Origin of the sequence: Burkholderia sp. Bp9140, assembly GCF_003853425.1 — a bacterium.
In the GTDB taxonomy this organism is placed as follows: domain Bacteria; phylum Pseudomonadota; class Gammaproteobacteria; order Burkholderiales; family Burkholderiaceae; genus Burkholderia.
The window spans coordinates 38,074-58,972 of record NZ_QTPQ01000046.1 but is presented as its reverse complement, the minus strand read 5'-3'; the positions used below and the strand labels follow the sequence as shown (position 1 = coordinate 58,972).

14 protein-coding genes and 2 riboswitches are annotated in these 20,899 nt (G+C 68.0%); of the genes, 13 read left to right on the top strand and 1 reads right to left on the bottom strand.

Features of this window, described 5'->3' with window-relative positions:
• The first annotated feature begins 470 nt into the window (after positions 1-470).
• From DIE21_RS30930 to hutC, 6 genes are all read left to right on the top strand, one after another.
• Complete coding sequence (locus tag DIE21_RS30930) at positions 471-1,331, top strand: transporter substrate-binding domain-containing protein (RefSeq protein WP_124501249.1); 861 nt, start codon at positions 471-473, stop codon at positions 1,329-1,331.
• A gap of 92 nt (positions 1,332-1,423) precedes the next feature.
• Positions 1,424-2,146 (top strand): ABC transporter permease, encoded by a 723-nt coding sequence (locus DIE21_RS30925; protein WP_124501237.1) that lies wholly within the window; start codon positions 1,424-1,426, stop codon positions 2,144-2,146.
• Positions 2,147-2,158: 12 nt separating this feature from the next.
• The gene (locus DIE21_RS30920; protein ID WP_124501236.1) at positions 2,159-2,905 is read left to right on the top strand and encodes an ABC transporter permease; all 747 of its coding nucleotides are present in this window, start codon (positions 2,159-2,161) and stop codon (positions 2,903-2,905) included.
• Positions 2,906-2,933: 28 nt separating this feature from the next.
• Entirely contained in the window at positions 2,934-3,725 is a 792-nt protein-coding gene (locus DIE21_RS30915; RefSeq protein WP_011660730.1) for an ABC transporter ATP-binding protein, read from the top strand.
• A 7-nt stretch (positions 3,726-3,732) separates the two neighbouring features.
• Entirely contained in the window at positions 3,733-5,235 is a 1,503-nt protein-coding gene (gene hutH, locus DIE21_RS30910; protein ID WP_124501235.1) for a histidine ammonia-lyase, read from the top strand.
• Positions 5,236-5,268: 33 nt separating this feature from the next.
• Positions 5,269-6,024, top strand: coding sequence for a histidine utilization repressor (hutC, locus tag DIE21_RS30905; protein WP_124501234.1), 756 nt, complete (start codon positions 5,269-5,271; stop codon positions 6,022-6,024).
• 178 nt (positions 6,025-6,202) lie between these two features.
• On the opposite strand, the gene DIE21_RS30900 is transcribed toward hutC, so the two are convergent.
• The gene (locus DIE21_RS30900) at positions 6,203-7,225 is read right to left on the bottom strand and encodes an ABC transporter substrate-binding protein (protein WP_124501233.1); all 1,023 of its coding nucleotides are present in this window, start codon (positions 7,223-7,225) and stop codon (positions 6,203-6,205) included.
• A 138-nt stretch (positions 7,226-7,363) separates the two neighbouring features.
• Positions 7,364-7,485, bottom strand: a riboswitch (guanidine-I (ykkC/yxkD leader).
• A gap of 433 nt (positions 7,486-7,918) precedes the next feature.
• Positions 7,919-8,052, top strand: a riboswitch (guanidine-I (ykkC/yxkD leader).
• Between the two features lie 57 nt (positions 8,053-8,109).
• Here DIE21_RS30900 and DIE21_RS30890 point away from each other — a divergent pair.
• From DIE21_RS30890 to DIE21_RS30860, 7 genes are all read left to right on the top strand, one after another.
• Positions 8,110-8,871, top strand: coding sequence for an urea amidolyase associated protein UAAP1 (locus DIE21_RS30890; RefSeq protein ID WP_124501232.1), 762 nt, complete (start codon positions 8,110-8,112; stop codon positions 8,869-8,871).
• Between the two features lie 11 nt (positions 8,872-8,882).
• Positions 8,883-9,539: an urea amidolyase associated protein UAAP2 gene (locus tag DIE21_RS30885; RefSeq protein ID WP_124501231.1), complete on the top strand. Its 657-nt coding sequence runs from the start codon at positions 8,883-8,885 to the stop codon at positions 9,537-9,539.
• A 79-nt stretch (positions 9,540-9,618) separates the two neighbouring features.
• Positions 9,619-13,206, top strand: coding sequence for an urea carboxylase (gene uca, locus DIE21_RS30880; RefSeq protein ID WP_124501230.1), 3,588 nt, complete (start codon positions 9,619-9,621; stop codon positions 13,204-13,206).
• The gene (gene atzF, locus DIE21_RS30875; protein WP_124501229.1) at positions 13,203-15,113 is read left to right on the top strand and encodes an allophanate hydrolase; all 1,911 of its coding nucleotides are present in this window, start codon (positions 13,203-13,205) and stop codon (positions 15,111-15,113) included. Before uca ends, atzF begins: the two co-directional genes overlap by 4 nt.
• 64 nt (positions 15,114-15,177) lie before the next feature.
• Positions 15,178-16,152, top strand: coding sequence for an ABC transporter permease (locus DIE21_RS30870; protein ID WP_124501228.1), 975 nt, complete (start codon positions 15,178-15,180; stop codon positions 16,150-16,152).
• A 45-nt stretch (positions 16,153-16,197) separates the two neighbouring features.
• Positions 16,198-17,109, top strand: coding sequence for an ABC transporter ATP-binding protein (locus DIE21_RS30865; RefSeq protein WP_124501227.1), 912 nt, complete (start codon positions 16,198-16,200; stop codon positions 17,107-17,109).
• A 295-nt stretch (positions 17,110-17,404) separates the two neighbouring features.
• Complete coding sequence (locus tag DIE21_RS30860; RefSeq protein WP_124501226.1) at positions 17,405-20,860, top strand: adenylate/guanylate cyclase domain-containing protein; 3,456 nt, start codon at positions 17,405-17,407, stop codon at positions 20,858-20,860.
• The last annotated feature ends 39 nt before the right edge of the window (positions 20,861-20,899 follow it).

Sequence of the window (20,899 nt, the reverse complement as noted above, 5' to 3'; positions counted from 1 at the left end):
ATCGTGGTGTGCCGATTGGGAGGGTGAGTGGCCCGTACCGCGAACGAGGGGGCCATGACGCGGATTGTCGGCGTCGACCCGGGGCGCCAACAATCGATTAGTTTTCATGCGCGGCATGAGCGGCCTGCATGACCGGAATCGATGCGCGGCGAGGCGGATGCCGGTGTTCGTGCAAGCCGGTTCGACACGCCCGTTCTTGCGCGCCGAGCAGCGGACCCTCCCGATCGAATTCAGGATTTGTCTAGTCATCCTTGCGATTGGATCGTCTGCTCTGCACCAAGTGCGTGCCTGAATTCACCGCGACGAGGCACGCCGGAGCCCTGAAATTAGGGGATTTCCCGCGTTTACCCGGTTTTTTTTGATCGATGCTTGTCTCGCCGTTTTTCTTCTTGCATGCTTGTATAGACAAATTCCTGAGGCGGCTTGCTGGCACCGAAGGGATGACGAACTTCAACGCAAGGAGAAATCTCGTGAACGGCAAGCGCATCAACTGGGCAATCAGGACGATCGGCATCATCGCGGCGGCGGCGGCAACGCTTGCCGCACCGGCGCAGGCAAAGGAATGGAAGACGGTGACGGTCGCGCTCGAAGGCGGCTATGCACCGTGGAACCTCACGCTGCCGGGCGGCAAGCTCGGCGGTTTCGAGCCGGAGCTGCTCGCCAACGTGTGCGAACGCATCAAGGTGCAGTGCAACATGGTGGCGCAGGACTGGGACGGCATGATTCCGGGCCTTCAAGCCGGCAAGTTCGATGTCCTGATGGATGCGATCTCGATCACGCCGGAGCGCGAGAAGATCCTGCTGTTCTCGCGCCCGTATGCGGCCACGCCGGCGACCTTCGCCGTCACCGATACGAAGATCCTGCCGAAGACCGCGCCGGGCGCGCCGATCGTCAAGCTGACCGGCGACGCGAATGCCGACAAGCCGACCGTCGACACGCTGCGCAAGCAGCTGAAGGGCAAGACGATCGGCATCCAGTCGGGCACCGTCTATACGAAGTTCATCAACGACAGCTTCAAGGACATCGCGTCGATCCGCGTGTACAAGACCTCGCCGGAGCGCGATCTCGACCTCGTCGCGGGCCGCATCGACGCGTCGTTCGACGACGTCACGTACTACGCGGCGAACAACGCGAAGAAGGACAACGCATCGATCGTGCTCGCGGGCCCGAAGCTCGGCGGACCGATCTGGGGCCCGGGTGAAGGGCTGGCGTTCCGCAAGCAGGATGCCGACCTGAAGACGAAGTTCGATACGGCGATCGGCGCCGCGCTCGCGGACGGCACCGTGAAGAAACTGGCCGACAAGTGGTTCAAGACCGACGTCACGCCGTAAGCGCGTAACCGGCCGCCGCCGCGCAAGCGGCTCGCACGACGCGCGGCGGCACGCATCCTGCGGATTCATTCAACGCTTGCCGGGAGGCACGCATGGCGATTCTTGAAATGCTCGGCTTCGGAACCGAGGGCTGGGGCGGCGTGCTGTTGCTCGCGGCGCTGATGACGGTCGCGCTGACGCTCGCCGCGCTCGCGGTCGGCGCCGTGATCGGCGCGGCGATCGCGGCGGCGAAGCTGTCGCGCCACCGCGGTGCCCGCCTGCTCGGCGACCTGTACACGACGGTGTTTCGCGGCGTGCCCGAACTGCTCGTCATCTACCTGTTCTATTTCGGCGGCTCGACGCTCGTCACGACCGTCGGCCAGTGGTTCGGCGCGGAAGGCTTCATCGGCGTGCCGCCGTTCGTGATCGGCGCGCTCGCGGTGGGGATGATCTCCGGCGCGTACCAGGCCGAGGTGTATCGCGCGGCCGTGCTCGCGGTATCGAAGGGCGAGCTCGAGGCGGCGCGCTCGATCGGCATGCCGCGCAGCATGGTCCTGCGCCGCATCCTGGTCCCGCAGGTGCTGCGTTTCGCGCTGCCCGGCATCGGCAACGTATGGCAGCTGAGCCTGAAGGATTCGGCGCTGATCTCGGTCACCGGGCTCGCCGAGCTGCTGCGCACGAGCCAGATCGCGGCGAACTCGACGCATCAGTACTTCGTGTTCTTCGTCGCGGGCGGCGCGCTCTACCTGGTCATGACGGGCCTGTCGAACCGCGTGTTCAACCGGGCCGAAGCAATCGTCGGCCGCTCGTTCCGCCGCAATTTCGCGCGCAACTGACGGAGAGCACGCATGTCATTCGATTTCGACTTCCTCCTCGACACGCTGCGCCAGCTGCTCACGGCCGTGCCGACCACGCTGGGCCTGTTCTTCGCGTCGCTCGCGCTCGGCGGCCTGCTGTCGCTCGTGATCGTCACGATGCGCGTGTCGCCGCACTGGCTGCCGAACCGTTGCGCGCGTGCCTACATCCTCGTGTTTCGCGGCTCGCCGCTGCTGATCCAGATGTTTCTCGTGTACTACGGGCTCGGCCAGTTCGGCGTGATCCGCGAAAGCTTCATGTGGCCGCTGCTGCGCGAGCCGTACGTCTGCGCGGTGCTGTCGCTCGCGCTGTGCACGGCGGGCTATACGGCCGAGATCGTGCGCGGCGGGCTGATGGCCGTGCCGGTCGGGCAGATCGAGGCCGGTTATTCGATCGGCCTGTCGGGCTTCGCGCTGCTGCGCCGCGTGATCGGCCCGATCGCATTGCGCCAGTGCCTGCCCGCGTATTCGACCGAAGCCGTGCTGCTGGTCAAGTCGACCGCGCTCGCCAGCCTCGTGACCGTGTGGGAGGTGACGGGCGTCGCGCAGCAGATCATCCAGCAGACCTACCGCACGACCGAGGTGTTCGTGTGCGCGGCCCTCATTTATCTCGGCCTGAACTTCATCGTCGTGCGCCTGCTCGGCGCGCTCGAATGGCGGCTTTCCGGCCACCTGCGTGCGCCCAAGCCATCCGGTGCACCCGCCGCGGCGACACGCAATTCCCGGCGCGTGGCGTCCTGAGCGTCCCCGTCCTTTCCAGGAGAATCCGATGAACACCGCTGCTCCCGTTGCGCTGTCGGTCAAGAACATCCACAAGTCGTTCGGCGATCACCACGTGCTGAAGGGCATCTCGCTCGACGCGCACGAGGGCGACGTCATTTCGATCCTCGGCGCGAGCGGCTCGGGCAAGAGCACCTTCCTGCGCTGCCTGAACCTGCTCGAAACGCCCGACGACGGCTCCGTCGCGCTTGCCGGCGAGGAACTGAAGATGAAGCGCGCCCGCGACGGCAAGCTGCAGCCGGGCGACCGTCGGCAGGTCGATCGCATCCGCTCGCAGCTCGGGATGGTGTTCCAGAACTTCAACCTGTGGTCGCACATGACCGTGCTGGACAATCTCGTCGAAGGGCCGCTGCGCGTGCTGAAGCGCAGCCGCGCGGAAGCGGTCGAGGAAGCCGAGGCGCTGCTCGCGCGCGTCGGCCTCGCGGACAAGCGCGGCTACTATCCGGCGCACCTGTCGGGCGGCCAGCAGCAGCGCGTCGCGATCGCCCGCGCGCTCGCAATGCATCCGAAGGTGATGCTGTTCGACGAACCGACGTCGGCGCTCGACCCGGAGCTGGTCGGCGAAGTGCTGCGCGTGATGCGCTCGCTCGCGGAGGAAGGGCGCACCATGCTGGTCGTCACGCACGAAATGGGCTTCGCGCGGCACGTGTCGAATCGCGTGATGTTCCTGCATCAGGGCGAGGTCGATTCGGACGGGCCGCCCGACGCGCTGTTCGGCGGCCAGTGTTCCGAGCGCTTCCGCCAGTTCGTGTCGAGCCATCACGACCGCGCCGCGAACTGAGGACGTCATGACCGTATTCCGTTCTGCACGGCCGCTCGACTGGCGGCAGATTGCGGCCGTCGCGGCCGGCGAACCGCTGGGGTTGACCGACGCCGCGCGCGGTCGGATCGCCGCGGCGCGCGGGCTCGTCGACGAGATCGTCGCGCGCGGGATTCGCGCCTATGGCGTCAATACCGGCGTCGGTGCGCTGTGCGACGTGATCGTGTCGCCGGCACAGCAGAGCACGCTGTCGCGCAACATCCTGATGAGCCACGCGGTCGGCGTGGGCATGCCGCTCGGCGCGGCGGAAACGCGCGCGATCATCGCGGCCGCGATCAACAACTTTGCGCACGGGCATTCGGGCGTGCATGCCGATGTCGTCGAACAGCTCGTCGCGCTGCTCGAACACGATTGCCTGCCGGAGGTGCCGGCGCACGGTTCGGTCGGCTACCTGACCCACATGGCGCACGTCGCGCTCGTGTGCATCGGGCACGGTCATGCGCGCCATCGCGGCGAGCGCGTGCGCGGCGACGAGGCACTGCGCCGCATCGGCCGCGAACCGCTCGCGCTCGGTGCGAAGGAAGGCTTGAGCCTGGTCAACGGCACGCCGTGCGTCACGGGGCTCGCCGCGCTCGCGCTGGCGCGCGCGGAGCGGCTGCTCGACTGGGCCGACTGGATCGCGGCAGCGAGCTTCGAGAATCTGGGCGGGCAGCTCGCCGCGTTCGACCCGGCGTCGCTCGCGCTGCGGATCTCGCCCGGCATCGCGCATGTCGGCGCGCGCCTGCGGGCGATGCTCGCCGGCAGCCCGATGCTCGCCGCGGCGAGCGGGCGGCATACGCAGGATCCGCTCAGCCTGCGCACGATCCCGCATGTGCACGGCGCGGCGCGCGACGTGTTCGCGGTGACGGCGGAAGTCGTCGACCGCGAACTCGCGTCCGTCACCGACAATCCGATCGTCGCCGGTACGCGCGACGCACCGGTCGTGCATTCGCAGGCGCATGCGGTCGGCGCGGGCATCGCGCTGGCGATGGACAGCCTCGCGGCCGCGATGGCGCAGGTGGCGGCGATCGCCGAGCGGCGTCTGGACCGTCTCGTCAATCCGCTGGTGAGCGGGCTGCCGGCGTTTCTCGCGGCGCCCGGCGGCACGTGTTCGGGGTTCATGATCGCGCAGTACACGGCGGTCGCGCTGGTCGCGCAGAATCAGCGGCTCGCGGCGCCGGCGAGCCTCGACGGCGGCATTACGTCGGGGCTGCAGGAAGATCACCTGTGTCACGCGACGCCTGCCGCGCTGAAGGCGCTCGACATCATCGAGAATACGACGCGCGTGCTCGCGATCGAGCTGCTGGCCGCGGCGCAGGCGTACGATTTGCAGGCGCGCGAAACAGGGCGGGCGGGGCGCGCCGCGTCGACCGATGCGCTGTGGCGACAGGTGCGCGAACGCGTGCCGCCGTATCACGACGACCGGCCGCTTGCCGACGACATCGCGATCGCGGCCGGGATCGTCGCGGGCGAGCCACCGTCCGTGCTGTAGCGGCGCATCCAACCTTCATTCGGTCGAGGGCGCATGAACGAAACGGAACGATACACACCGGCGCGTCGGGCGGGCACATCGGGCGACGCCGTGCCGGCACGCGTGCTGCCGGCGTACCAGCAGATCAAGCGCTACGTCGTCGAGCGGATCGCGAAGGGCGACTGGAAGCCAGGCGGCGCGATTCCGACCGAGGCCGAGCTGGTCAAGGAATTCGGCGTGGCCCGGATGACGGTGTCGCGTGCGCTGCGCGAGCTGACGGCCGAGCGCGTGCTGACGCGCATCCAGGGCGCCGGCACGTTCGTCGAGCGCCGCCATTACGAATCGACGGTGCTCGAAATCCGCAACATCGCGGACGAGATCGCGGAGCGCGGCCATCGGCACAGTGCACGCGTGCTGCTGATCGAGCGCAGCGTCGACCCGGAAGCGATCGATGCGCTCGGGCTGCGTGCCGGGCCCGTGTTTCATTCACGCATCGTGCATTACGAGGAAGACGAGCCGATCCAGTTCGAGGATCGCTACGTCAACCCGGCCTTGTTTCCCGACTACCTGGAGCAGGATTTCACGATCGAGACGCCGAATCACTACATGGTGCGATTGGCGCCGATCCAGCGCGCGGAGTTTCGCATCTACGCGGAGAAGCCGAATGCGCAGGTGCGTCGGCATCTCGTGATGGAGATCGGCGAACCGTGTCTGGTGTTGAGGCGCCGCACGTGGGTCGGCGAGCACGTCGCCACGTCCGTCAGGCTGTGGCATCCGGCGTCGCGGTTTCATCTGGCGGGGAAGATGTAGGACCTGCGTTGAGCCGCTGGTTCTCGCCGAGGAGGTGCTTCAGTACGCGGACCTGACGCGATGCCAGGCCCGCGTGCTGCTGCTTCCTTCGGTAATGCGTCTGTCCGGATATCCGCGGTTGCCGAACCGGATCAGCCACCGGCAGGCCCGGCTCGCCCGGCGAGCGAGCCCGCTGCGGTTAGTGCAGTTCGCCGAAGCGCGGATCGATATACGCGTCGACGTCCTGCGACTGCTTGTACACGGCGTTACGCACGTTGAACGCATTCGCGTTGCGCGTCGAGCCATAGATCGAGTCGAGTCCGTCACCCTTGCGGAACGCACGCTGCGCGGCAGGCTCGTCGAGGAGGTGCGTGCCCTTCAGCAGCGGAAGGTACTGCTCCGGCGCGAGCCCGACGCGCGCGGACATGATCCTGACCGCGTCGGCCTGCGTCTTCGGGTCGTTGATGTAAGCGACGCAGCGATACCAGACCTTGACGACCTTCGCCCAGTCGGCCCGGCGCGCGGCGAGGCTCGCCGGCGCGACCGTGATCGCATCGTAGATCAGCCCCGGCGCATCCGCCGACGTGAAGATCGCCCGTGCGCCCGGTGCGCGCTTCAACGCCTCGCCCGCGTTCGGCTGCCAGGCGGCCACCGCGGCGATGTCGGCCGACGAACCGAGCACCTGCGGCAGTTCGTTGGTTTTCGCATTCACGAGCGTGACGTCGCTGTTCTTGAGCCCGTGCTTCCGGAGCGCGGTTTCGAGCAGCAGGTGATCGACCAGGCCGAGTTCGACGCCGACCTTCTTGCCCTTCAGCGCCTCGACGGTGCGCAGCGGCGGCTTCGCGACGATCATGTCGTTGCCGGCCGAATAGTCGGTCAGCAGGATCATGACGTTCTTCGCGCCGGCCGCGCCGGTGACGAGCGCATCGCCGTTGGTCGCCGCGACCGCGTCGAGCTTGCCTGCGGAAAACGCGTCGAGCGATGCCGAATAATCGAACCATTCGAAATCGACGTCGACGCCGGCTTCCTTGAACCAGCCCTTGTCGAGCGCGACCTGGAACGCGACCCAGCCCGGCCAGTCGCTGTAACCGATCTTCAGTGGCGCGGCCGCCTGCGCGGCGGGCGCCACCAATAGCGCGGCCGCCGTGACGGCGGCCCCCAATGCGTGACGGACGGAACGGAGGGACGGCAGGCGGCGGAACGCCAGGGCGGGACGGGTCATCGTTGTTCTCCAGGAGACCGGGATCGGGATCGTCGATTCGGACCGTGCCTGTGCGCGGTCCGGCCGCGTGGCCGGTTCCTGCGGATGCGGAACGTACGAAGCGGCCACGGAGAGGCGCGACGGCCGTTGCCATCGCCAATCTCCCGGGCTTTTGTCCCGCCGTGTAGCGCGCGTGCATCCGGTCTTGCGATCGGACGCACCCGCGCCGGGCTGCTCTCGGACCAGACGTTCGATGAACCGGAACCCTAGCACCCCTAAGATGCGACGCCGCCGCACCTCTCGGCGTCATGCCGAGCGAGAAGCGTGCCAATGGCATGCGGCAATGCGATTCAACGGCGGCGTACGGCGCGCTGAAGTTCGATGAAGCGGGCAGAGAACAGCGCGCTCAATACACGCCGGAGCAGGTCGAGCTTGTTCATGAAGGGTGAGGTATCGAGTGACGGTGCATCCGTCCAGCAATGCCCATGCCATCGCGGATCGTGCGGTGCGCGTGCGTGCGATGCGCACTGCGCCGGTGCGCGATCGCGTGCGCATGGTGCGTCGCACGCCCGCTGCGAGGGCAGGCGTCTGCCGCCGATTCGTGGATGCCGCGCCGTCATCGAGCCGCCGTGCCACGTCGTGCGGTCTTTGCGCGGCGGCTGGCACGCAACTCGCTTAATCGACGCTCGAGAGGTGCGAAGCAATTTGCATCATCTTCAGGATCGCTAGGGTTCCGGTCGTGCGGCGTTTGCGCCGCGCGATGACTGGTCCGAGAGCAATCCGGTCTTGCCTTCGCCTCGATTCGAGGAAACGGCGAGGCTCCACGGAGGGATAAAAGCCCGGGAGGTCGCGATGTCGTTCGGTCGCCCTCTCACGCCTTTTGTCCAACCGACCACGGAGCCGCCATGTCGCCGAGCCCCCAAGCCGTCCCCGTCCTTGTTCCGCCGCCACACGCCGTGTGGGAAACGCTGATTCCCGCAGGAACCCACTGGTCCGGCATCCTGCGCCGCGGTCTCGCGCTGCGCATCGTCGATGTCGACGGCGGCGCGAACCTGTCCGCCGTCTTTCATCGCCAGGAAGATCCGCTCGAACGCTACAACATGGCCGATACGCTTAAGGCGCAGCACACCGCGCATCTCACGCGCGGCCATGCGCTGTACACCGACATGGGGCGCGTGATCGCGTCGATCACGGCCGACACGCTCGGCTGGCACGACCCGCTCGGCGGCGTCGGCGATGCGCGGTTGTTCGCGCACAAGTACGGCACCACGTCGTACCAGGCCGATCGCAACGCGATGATCCGCAACGGCCGCGACAGCCTCGTGCTCGAGCTCGCGAAATACGGACTGTCGGCGCGCGATCTCGCCGCGAACGTCAACTTCTTCAGCCGGCTCGACGCGCGCGACGACGGCGCGCTCGATTTCGTCGCCGGACATTCGCCGGCCGGCAGCGCGCTCGACCTGCGCTTCGAGATGAACACGCTCGCGGCGTTCTCGACCGCGCCGCATCCGCTCGATCCGCGTGCGGACTACGCACCGAAGCCCGTGAGGCTGATCGCGTACCGCGCGTATCCGGCGGACGGCGCCGCGCCCGAGGACGACCCGTGCCGGCGCGCGTGCGCCGAGAACACGCGCGGCTTCGCCAACACCGACCGTCTGTTCGCGTAAGGAGCCGGACCATGCCGATCATCGAAAGCCGTCTCGACCCGCGCGACGCGATCCACGACACCACGCTGAACGCGGGCGAACCGTGGCTGCACGACCTGAAGCGCGGACAGGTCTTCCGCATCCTCGACCTGGAGGGCAACCAGGCCGTCGACACGTTGTTCTACCGGTCCGACGACACCGAGGAGCGCTACAGCGCGCAGGACACGATTCGCGCGCAGCGCAACCTGTACCTGAGCGCGGGCAGCGTGCTGCTGTCCAGCCGGGGCAACCCGATGGTGACGATCGTCGCGGACACCTGCGGCCGCCACGACACGCTCGGTGGCGCGTGCGCGGCCGAGAGCAACGCCGTGCGCTATGCGCTCGACAAGCGCTACATGCACAACTGCCGCGACAGCTTCCTCAACGCGATCGCGCACTGCACGTGCGGCGCGGGCGTGCGGCTCGGCAAGCGCGACCTCGTCGGCAACGTCAACTTCTTCATGAACGTGCCCGTCACGCCGCTCGGCGGGCTCACGTTCGAGGACGGCATTTCCGCGCCCGGCAAGTACGTCGAGATGCGGGCGGAGATGGACGTCACGGTGCTGATCTCGAACTGCCCGCAACTCAACAATCCGTGCAACGGCTACAACCCGACGCCCGTGCGCCTCACGGTTTGGGAGGCTGAATGAACTACCCCCACGCTCACTATCGTTCGCTGCCCCCCAAGGGGGCGGTTGCCTCCCTTGGGGCGGCCCGGCGGGAGGCAACATGAGATTCGCCAAGGTCCTCGTCGCGAACCGCGGCGAAATCGCGTGCCGCGTGATCCGCACGCTGAAGCGGCTCGGCATCGCGTCGGTCGCGATCCATTCGGATGCCGATCGCGACGCGCGTCACGTGGCGCTCGCCGACGAAGCCGTGCGTGTCGGGCCCGCGCCGGCGGCCGACAGCTACCTGAACGTCGCGGCGATCCTCGCCGCCGCGCGCGAGACCGGCGCGCAGGCCGTGCATCCCGGCTACGGTTTCCTGTCCGAGCATGCCGGTTTCGCCGATGCATGCGAAGCGGCGGGACTGCGTTTCATCGGGCCGCGCGGCGATCACATGCGCGCGTTCGGCCTCAAGCACACCGCGCGCGCGCTCGCCGCCGCGCAGGGCGTCGCGCTGCTGCCGGGCACGGGCCTGCTCGACGACGTGGCGATGGCGCTTGCCGAAGCCGGCGCAATCGGTTATCCGGTGATGCTGAAAAGCACCGCCGGCGGCGGCGGGATCGGCATGTCGCTGTGCCGCGATGCCGCGCAGCTCGAGGCGGCCTTCGAATCCGTCGTGCGGCTCGGCAACGCGAACTTCGCGCATGCGGGCGTCTATCTCGAGAAGTTCGTCGAACACGCGCGGCACATCGAAGTGCAGATCTTCGGCGACGGCCGGGGCGGTGCGATCGCGCTCGGCGAACGCGACTGCTCCGTGCAGCGCCGCAACCAGAAGGTGATCGAGGAGACGCCCGCGCCGGACCTGAGCGGCGCCGAGCGCGACGCGCTGCACGCGAGCGCGGTGCGGCTCGCCCGCGCGGTCGGCTACGCGTCGGCCGGCACGGTCGAATTCGTGTTCGACACGCACGCGCGGCGGTTCTATTTCCTCGAGGTGAATACGCGCCTGCAGGTCGAACATTGCGTGACCGAAGCGGTGACGGGTGTCGATCTCGTGGAATGGATGATCCTGCAGGCGGAAGGCGACCTGCCGCCGCTCGACACGCTCGCCGTTGCGCCGCGCGGCGCGAGCATCCAGGTGCGGCTCTATGCGGAGGATCCGCACAAGCAGTTCCTGCCGAGCGCGGGCTTGCTCACGCACGTCGCGTTTCCGGACCACGTGCGTGTCGACGGCTGGATCGATGCGGGCACCGAGATCAGCGCGCATTACGATCCGTTGCTCGCGAAGCTGATCGTGCGCGGCGATACGCGGCGCGACGCGCTGGCCGCATTGCAGGCCGCGCTGGCGCATACCGAACTGTACGGGATCGAGACCAACCTCGACTACCTGCGTGCCGTGGTCGGCTCGGATACGTTCGCGCGCGGCGCGCCGACGACGGCATTCCTGTCGCGCTTCGCGTTCGCGCCGGACACGATCGACGTGCTCGACGGCGGCGTGCAGACCACCGTGCAGCAGGCCCCCGGGCGCGTCGGCTACTGGAGCGTCGGCGTGCCGCCGTCCGGGCCGATGGACGATCGCGCGTTCGACCTCGCGAACGCGCTGCTCGGCAACGCGCGCGACGCGGCCGGGCTGGAATTCACGATGGTCGGCGCGACGCTGCGCTTCAACACGGCGACGCTGTTCGTGCTCGGCGGCGCGCCGCTCGCGGCCACGCTCGACGGCGCGCCCGCGCCGTTCTGGCAGGTGCTGCGCGCACGGCCGGGCACGGTGCTGAAGCTCGGCGGCGTGACGGGCGCGGGTGTGCGCGCATGCCTGGCCGTGAAAGGCGGGCTGCAGGTGCCCGACTATCTCGGCAGCAAGGCGACCTTCACGCTCGGCCAGTTCGGCGGCCACGCGGGGCGCGCGCTGCGCAAGGGCGACGTGCTGCATCTGCACGCGGACGCGGGGCGTGGCGACGCGGGCACGACGCTGGCCGCGGCCGACATCCCCGCGCTGACGCATGCGTGGACGCTCGGCGTGCTCGACGGTCCGCACGGCGCGCCGGATTTCTTCACGCCCGACGACATCGCGATGCTCTACGGCACGCAGTGGACAGTCCATTACAACTCCAGCCGCACCGGCGTGCGGCTGATCGGCCCGAAGCCGCAATGGGCGCGCGTGGACGGCGGCGAGGCAGGCCTGCATCCGTCGAACATCCACGACAACGCGTATGCGATCGGTGCGGTCGATTTCACCGGCGACATGCCGGTGATCCTGGGCCCCGACGGTCCGAGCCTCGGCGGTTTCGTCTGTCCGGTGACGGTCGTGCGCGACGAGTGGTGGAAGCTCGGGCAGTTGCGCCCGGGCGATACCGTGCAGTTCGTGCGCGCCCGCGTGTCGCCCGCGCATGCCGCCGCGGTCGTGCCTGCGGCACCCGCCGGCGCGCCGGACGATTGCGTACTGGATCGCGACCCGTCGGCCGGCGGCGGCTTCGGCGTGGTCTACCGGCGCTCGGGCGATCGCAACGTGCTGGTCGAATACGGGCCGCTCGTGCTCGACCTCAACCTGCGCTTTCGCGTGCACGCGCTGATGTGCTGGCTTGACGCGCACCGGCTGCCCGGCATGCTCGACCTGACGCCGGGGATTCGCTCCCTGCAGGTGCAGTTCGACGCGCGGACGTTGCCGCTTGCCGCGCTGCTCGCGCATCTGCAGGCCGCCGAGCGCGAACTGCCCGACGTGGCCGACATGCGCGTGCAGAACCGCATCGTGCATCTGCCGCTGTCGTGGGACGACCCGTCGACGCGCATCGCGATCGAGCGCTACATGCAGTCGGTGCGGCCCGACGCGCCGTGGTGCCCGAGCAATATCGAGTTCATCCGGCGCATCAACGGCCTGGCGAGCATCGACGACGTCAAGCGCATCGTGTTCGACGCGCGCTATCTGGTGATGGGGCTCGGCGACGTCTACCTCGGTGCGCCGGTCGCGACGCCGATCGATCCGCGGCATCGGCTCGTGACGACGAAGTACAACCCCGCGCGCACCTGGACGCCGGAGAACGCGGTCGGCATCGGCGGCGCGTATCTGTGCGTGTACGGGATGGAAGGGCCCGGCGGCTACCAGTTCGTCGGCCGTACCGTGCAGATGTGGAACCGCCACCGCACCTCGCGCGAATTCGAGGCCGGCAAACCCTGGCTGCTGCGCTTCTTCGACGAGATCCGTTTTTACGAAGTCAGCGAGGCCGAGCTGACCGCGCTGCGCGCGGATTTCATCGCGGGCCGTGCTGCGCTGAAGATCGAGGAATCCGTGTTCGATCTGGGTGCATACAACCGTTTCCTGCGCGACGAGGCGGATTCGATCGCGACGTTCAAGGCCGCGCAGCAAACCGCGTTCGAAGCCGAGCGCGAGCGATGGCGGGTGGCCGGGCAGGCGGAATACGTCGGTGAAGCGGAGCAGGGCGACGCGCCGGCGGCACCGGCAGCGGGTGCGCTCGACGACACGCGGCGGGCGATTGCCGCGGACGTGTCGGGCAGCGTGTGGAAGGTGCTGGTCGAAGCCGGCGAGCGCGTGACCGAGGGGCAGGTCGTCGCGATCGTCGAGTCGATGAAGATGGAGGTGGCTGTGACGGCAATGGAACACGGCACGATCGAGATGATCGATTGCGCGCAGGGCGCGGCGGTGGTGGCCGGCCAGCGGCTGATGGTGATGAAGGCCGGCGCTGCCGAGGAGGTCGCATGAGCACGACGGAACGCTCGATCCTGCCCGGGCTGCGCTCGCTTGCCGCGCTGCGCGCGCGCTATGAAGCGGGCGACCTGACGCCGCATGCGCTCGTCGACGCGATCGCCGCGCATGTCGACGCGGGCGACCCGCATCATGCGTGGATCCGGCCACTGACGCGCACGGAGATGACGCGGTATGCCGACGCGCTCGCCGGGCGCGACATCGCGTCGTTGCCGCTCTACGGCGTGCCGTTCGCGATCAAGGACAACATCGACCTCGCCGGCATCCCGACGACGGCGGCCTGCCCGGCCTATACGTATACGCCGGCGCGCAGCGCGCCTGTCGTCGAGCGGCTGATCGCGGCCGGCGCGATTCCCGTCGGCAAGACCAATCTCGACCAGTTCGCGACCGGGCTCTCGGGACAGCGCTCGCCTTACGGCGCGTGCCGCAATGCGCTCGATCCGCGCTATGCGTCGGGCGGGTCGAGTTCCGGGTCGGCGGTGGCGGTCGCGCTCGGCGTTGCAACGTTCTCGCTCGGCACCGACACGGCCGGTTCCGGGCGCGTGCCGGCCGCGTTCCACGGGCTCGTCGGGCTCAAGCCGACGCGGGGCGTGCTGAGCACGCTCGGCGTGGTGCCGGCCTGCCGGTCGCTCGATTGCGTGTCGGTGTTCGCGCACTCGCCGGCGGATGCACGGGCGGTGTTCGACGTCGCGCATGGCGTGACCGAAGGCGACCCGTACGGGCGCGCATGGCAGCCGCTGCCGGGCGCGGACGGCCTGCGCGCGCATCCGGTGCGGCCGCTCGGGCAGTTGCGGTTCGGCGCGCCGCGTGCCGATCAGCTCGAATTCTTCGGCGACGAATCGTATCGCGCGGCATGGAGCGCGGCGCTCGAACGCCTGCGCGCGACCGGCGCGCGGGTCGTCGAGATCGATTTCAGTCCGCTCCTGGCCGCCGCGCGGCTGCTGTACGAAGGCCCGTGGGTGGCCGAGCGGCTCGCCGCGATCGGCGCATTCGCCGCGCGGGAACCCGATGCGCTGCATCCGGTGATCCGCGAGATCGTCGGCGGTGCGTCGCGCTTCAGCGCGGTCGACGCGTTCGCGGCATTCGACCGGCTCGCGACGCTGCGCGTCGAGGCGGACCGCGCATGGGGCGGGCTCGATGCGCTCGTGATGCCGACCTCGGCGACGACGGCGACCGTCGACGCGCTCGAAGCCGACCCGATCGGCGTCAACTCACGCTTCGGCTACTACACGAATTTCGTCAACCTGCTCGACCTGTCGGCGATCGCGGTGCCTGCCGGCCTATGCGAAACCGGGCGGCATGCGGGCTTGCCGTTCGGGATCACGTTCGTCGGCCGCGCGCACGACGATGCGCGGCTGCTGGATCTCGCACAGGCGTGGGCCGACGGCACCGTCGCCGCGGGCGATGCGGCTGCGGGTGACGCCGGGTCACCTGCACCGGCCGCACCTGCGCCCGGTGTGTCGCCCGATGCGTCGCCCGGCGTGTCGTCCGGCGTCGTGCGCGTGGCCGTCGTCGGCGCGCATCTGCGTGGCGAGCCGTTGAACGGGCAGCTCACGCAGCGGGGCGCGCGTTTCGTCGTCGCGACGACGACCGCGGCCGCCTATCGCCTCTACGCGCTGTCCGCGGCGGCATGCGGCGGCGTCGCCAAGCCGGGCCTCGTGCGCGTGCCGGACGGCGGCGCGCCGATCGCGGTCGAGATCTGGGAGATGCCGGTCGATACCTACGGCAGCTTCGTCGCCGGGATTGCGGCGCCGCTCGGCATCGGCACGCTGACGCTCGCGGACGGCTCGCGGGTGCAGGGTTTCCTGTGTGAAGGCGCGGCGCTCGCCGATGCGCAGGACATCACGCGCTTCGGCGGCTGGCGGGCTTACCGCGCACAGGCCGCCCGCGGCGCATTGCAATGAACACCCGGTCGCGCGTTGCCCCGGCATCCGCGCGACCGGCACCCGAAACGATACGGAGATTCCCATGTCAATGACCCGCAACACGACCGGATGGCTGGCCGTGCGCCGCGAACTGACGGCGCGCGGCAAGTGGACGCTCGGCCTGACGTCCTTCCTGCTGCCGTTCGCCGTCTGGTGCCTGATCAGCTATGTGCCGTTCGTCTGGCATCCGCAAATGCGCATCACGAATCCGGGGAGCGTCGACTATTTCCAGACCGGCATGCAGATCGACCGCGACGTGTTCGACGACGAGCTCGCGCATGCGCGTGCGACGCACGCGGCCGTGCCCGAAGGCGTGCGCGCGAACCCGGTGTACCTGCCCGCGCCGCACCAGGTGCTGCGCGCGTTCCACACGGCGTTCACGACGCCGCCCGCATCGCGCGACGGCGTGTGGCTGCACGAGAGCCTGTGGCACAGCATCCGGATCATCTTCTGGGGCTTCGTGATCTCGTCCGTGATCGGCGTGCCGCTCGGCATCGTCTGCGGCACCTTCAGTGCGCTCGCGCGGCTGCAGGAGCCGTTCCTGGAGTTCTTCCGCTACCTGCCGGCGCCGGCGTTCGGCGCGCTGATGGTCGCGATTCTCGGCATCTACGACGCGCCGAAGATCGCGATCATCGTGATCGGCACGCTGTTCCAGCAGGTGCTGATCATCGCGAACACGACGCGCAAGCTCGAATACGGGCTGTTCGAGGCCGCGATGACGCTCGGCACGAAGAAGCTGAAGCTGCTTACGCACGTCGTGATTCCCGGCGTGCTGCCGGACCTGTATCGCGACCAGCGGATCCTGCTTGGCTGGGCATGGACCTATCTGATCGTCGCCGAACTCGTCGGCACGAGCTCGGGCATCACGTGGTACATCAGCCAGCAGGCACGCTACCAGCATTTCGACAACGTATACGCGGCGATCCTGATGATCGGGATCATCGGCCTCGGCACCGACATCGCGCTCGGACTGCTCGGCCGCAAGCTGTTTCCGTGGGATCGCACGCTGAAAGCGTGACGCCCGTTGACGCGCGTCCATCGACCGATTTCCGTAGAGGGCATCATGCAGAATCCGCAAGCCGTTCCCGATTACCTGATTCAATCCGACGCGGTGCGCGAGCGCTTCGTGCGACTGAAATCCCGCGACGTGATTCTCGACGTGCGCCATGTCGGCAAGCGTTTCGCGACGCCGCAGGGCGAGTGCGTCGCGCTCGACGACATCAGTTTCCGTACCCACCGGCGCGAGTTCGTGTGCGTGATCGGACCGTCCGGCTGCGGCAAGTCGACGCTGATTCGCATCCTGGCGGGGCTCGAGGCGCAGACGAGCGGCGAGGTGCTGCTGGACGGCAAGCCCGTGCAGGGGCCGGGCGCCGATCGCGGGATGGTGTTCCAGGGCTATACGCTGTTTCCGTGGCTCACCGTGAAGAAGAACGTGATGTTCGGACTGCGGATGAACGGCAGCAGCAGCGGCGAAGCCGAGCGCGAGGCGCTGCAATGGCTCGATCTGGTCGGGCTGATGCGTTTCGCCGACGCGTATCCGCATCAGTTGTCGGGCGGCATGAAGCAGCGCGTGGCGATCGCCCGCGCGCTCGCGAACCGTCCGCGCATCCTGCTGATGGACGAGCCGTTCGGCGCACTCGACGCGCAGACGCGTGCGCGGATGCAGGCACACCTGCTCGACATCTGGCGCAATATCGACGTGACGATCCTGTTCATCACGCACGATCTCGACGAGGCGATTTTCCTGGCGGACCGGATTCTCGTGCTGAAGGCGAACCCGGGGGGCGTGCAGGAACTGATCGAGGTGCCGGTGGCGCGGCCGCGGGATGTCTCGCAGGTCAACACGCCCGAATTCATTGCGACGAAGGCGCGGCTCGAAGCGCTGATCCATCCGAAGGAGGAGGCGGCGGCGGACGACGACGGTGTCAAGCCGCACATGATCCGGATGACGGATGTGTCGGACAACGTCGAGTAGCGGGGGAGCCAGCCGCGCGGATGTGCCCGTGATCTCGTACTGCGGGCCCTTGGTACGGTTGCCGGGAGATCACGCCCCTTTATCGCCCGCCAATTTGAATCCTCGGCTTTGTTGGAGGGGGACAACGTGGCGCGGTCGTGCCGTGCGCCCCGTGGGTCGCGGGCGCGCGCCGCGGTTTCCCCGAGTACCGCATCGTTTGCCGTTGAACCAGCGATTCCTTCGCTTGCCGGCCTGATTCCCCGCGGAGAGTGGCGCATAATGTTTCGAGGTCGACCCTTGGCGGGAAGAGGGTTTTATGCGCTGCACACTATGCGGATCCGAGAATCCTCCCGGTGCGAGGTTCTGCCAGGAATGCCAGGCCGTGCTGGCCCGCACATGTCCGCATTGCGGGCATGACGCAGAGCCGGCGGCCCGCTTCTGCAGCAACTGCGGGGCGTTGCTCGCGGCACCTGCCGCTGCGCCGTCAAGTTCCCGACCGTCGGCTCAGGCACCGTCGCCCACCCCGATTCATTACACGCCCGATCATCTCGCCGAGCGGATCCGTGCCGAACACGCGGCCATGGAAGCGCGCGGCGAGCCGGCCGGCGAGCGCAAGACCGTGACCGCGCTGTTTGCCGACATGGCAGGTTCGACCGCGTTGATCCACGATCTCGATCCCGAAGTGGCGCATCGCCTGATCGTGCCCGTGGTCGAGCTGATGATGGAGGCGGTCCATTACTACGAGGGGTACGTCGCAAAATCGCTCGGTGACGGCATCCTCGCGCTGTTCGGCGCACCGATCGCCCACGAAGACCATGCGCAGCGCGCGCTCTTCGCTGCATTGCGCATGCAGCAGGCGATGCGGCAACACGGCGACCGCATTCGTCTGCAGGAAGGCATTCCGCTGCAGATTCGCGTCGGCGTTCATACCGGCGAGGTCGTCGTCCGTTCGATCCGCACCGACGACTTGCACACCGAATACGATCCGCTCGGGCATACGATCCACATCGCGTCGCGGATCGAGGGCATCGCCGCGCCGACGTCGATTCTCGTCAGCGAGTCCACCCACAAGCTGGCCGAAGGCTATTTCGAGTTCAAGGCGCTGGGGGCGACCCAACTCAAGGGAATTCCCGCGCCGCTGTGCGTATACGAGGTGCTTGGCCTGGGTGCGTTGCGCACGCGCCTGCAGCTGGCGGCGCACCGCGGTCTCGCGCGGTTCGTCGGCCGCGAAACGGAAATGGAACACCTGAACCGGGCCCTGGAGACCATGAGGTCCGGGCACGGGCGCGTGGTCGGTGTCGTGGGGGAGGCCGGCGTCGGAAAGTCTCGCCTGTTCCACGAGTTCAAGGAGCGTTCGCGGCGTGGCGCACTGGTGCTGGAGACGTTTTCGGTATCGCACGGCAAGGCGTTTCCCAATTTGCCGCTCATCGAACTCCTGAAGAACTATTTCCAGATCACGGCGCAGGACGACGAGCGGCGCTGCCGGGAAAAGGTCATCGGCAAGGCGCTCGCGCTCGAGCGCAGTTTCGAGGATCTCGTGCCGTACGTCCTCTATCTGCTTGGAATCGGCGAAGGCGGGGCGGTACTCGTCGAGATGGATCCGCAGATCCGGCGCGACCGCACCTTCGACGCGATCAGGCAGCTTCTCGTCCGAGAGAGCCGGAATCAGCCGGTCCATTTGCTGTTCGAGGATCTGCAATGGCTGGACCGTGAGACGGAAGCCTTTCTCGCCTACTTGATCGACCACGTGCCGGACGCACGCATCCTGCTTCTGGTGAACTACCGGCCGGAGTATCAGCCTGCGTGGGCCGGCGCGGCGCATTGCAGCAGAATCCGGCTCGAACCGCTTGGGCCCTCCGATGCGCAAGGACTGCTCACCGCGCTGCTCGGCGAGGATCGCACGCTCGCGCCCCTCAAGCAGCTGATTCTGGAGAAGACGGAGGGCAACCCGTTCTTCATGGAGGAAGTGGTCCAGACGCTCGTCGAGGAGAAGTCGCTGCTCGGCGATGCCGGGCGCTACCGGATCGTGGAGACTCCGGCCACGCTGCACATTCCGACGACCGTGCAGGGCGTGCTGGCGGCTCGAATCGACCGGCTTCCGATCGACGAAAAGGAACTGCTGCAGGCGCTCGCGGTGATCGGCCACGAGTTCCCGTTCAGCCTGATCCGGCGAATTTGCAGCGAGGCGCCGGCGCGGGACGACGAGTTGCGTCGCCTGCTCGCCCATCTGGAGGCCTCGGAGTTCATCTACGAGCGACCTGCCTTTCCCGAGGTCAATTATTCGTTCAAACACGCGCTGACCCAGGAAGTGGCCGGGCGTTCGTTGCTCATGGAGCGGCGCACCACGCTGCACGAGCGCACCGCGCAGGCGATCGAGATGCTGTTCCCGACGCGCATCGCCGATTACTGCAGCGAACTGGCGCACCACTACAGTCAGAGCGGCAACATTCCCAAGGCGGTCGAATACCTGCATCGCGCGGCGCAGCAGGCGTTGCGCCATGCCGCCCATCCCGATGCGATGAATCACCTCGGCGCGGCGCTTGCGCTGCTGAAGCGCTTGCCGGATACACCCATGAAAGCGCATTGGGAACTGACGCTGCTGCTTTCCCTCGGGCCGGTCCTGATGGATGTCCGCGGGTATGGCTCGACCGAGGTGGGCGCGACCTATCGGCGCGCGCTCGAATTGTGTGAGCGGACGGGTGAGGCATCGCAACGCTTTGCGACGCAGCTGGGATTGCGGATACACCATGTGGTGCGCGGCGAGATTGCAATCGCGACCGATCTGAGCAAGCAGATGCTCGATACGGCCCGGGATGCGAATGACCCGGGTTTGCTCGTGGAGGCATATGGCGCACTGGGCGCGTGCCTGTTTCTGGGGGGCGATTTCGGCGCCGCTCGCGCAAACCTGGAAGAGGCGCTTGCGATCTACGATCCGAAGCAGCATCAGGCGCACGTCTTCGCGCACGGGGTGGATCCTGGCATTCGGGCGCTCAATTACCTCGTATTGACCTTGTGGTTTCAGGGATATCCGGAACAAGCGCTCAAACGCAGCGCGGAAGCGCTCGCGCTCGCCCAGGACTTGGCGTATGGGCCATCTCTCGCGTTCAGTCTTACCTACGCGGCCCACCTGCATCAATTGCGCAGGGAGCCGATGCGGGCCGGCGAACGCGCGGATGCGGTCATTGCCGTATCGACCGAGCACGGACTGCCTTACTGGCTCGCGTGGGGGACGCTTCTGCGCGGCTGGGCGACGAGCGAGCAAGGCAACATCCAGGACGGCATCGCGCAGATGCGGCAGGGCCTCGACGCCCAGCGGGCAGCGGGCGGCGAGGATTTGCGACCGTATTCGCTCGCGCTGCTCGCCGGCAGTTACCGGCGCGCGGGTGACACGCGGGCGGCACGAGACAGGCTGGCAGAGGCCACGGCGATCATCGAGCAATCCGGTGAGCATTGCTACGAGGCCGAGCTGTGCCGGCTCGCGGGCATCTGTTCGGCCGCAGAGGCGAGCCGGGACGGCACGGCGCCTGCAGGCGATGACGAAGCCGCGGCCTGTTTTCACCGGGCGATCGCGTGCGCGCGCCGGCAGGGTGCCAGGGCACTGGAGTTGCGGGCAGCGTCGGATCTTGCGCGGCTATTGCAACGGCAGGGGAAGACCGCGGAGGCAAGGCAAGCGCTGTCCGAGGTGGTCGCCTGCTTCACGGAAGGCTTCGACACGCGCGACCTGCGAGAGGCGAAAGCGCTGCTGGATGCATTGGACGCGCGCACCGGATGAATGGAACGACGGCGCACGGCGACGGTTCGCGCGACGACG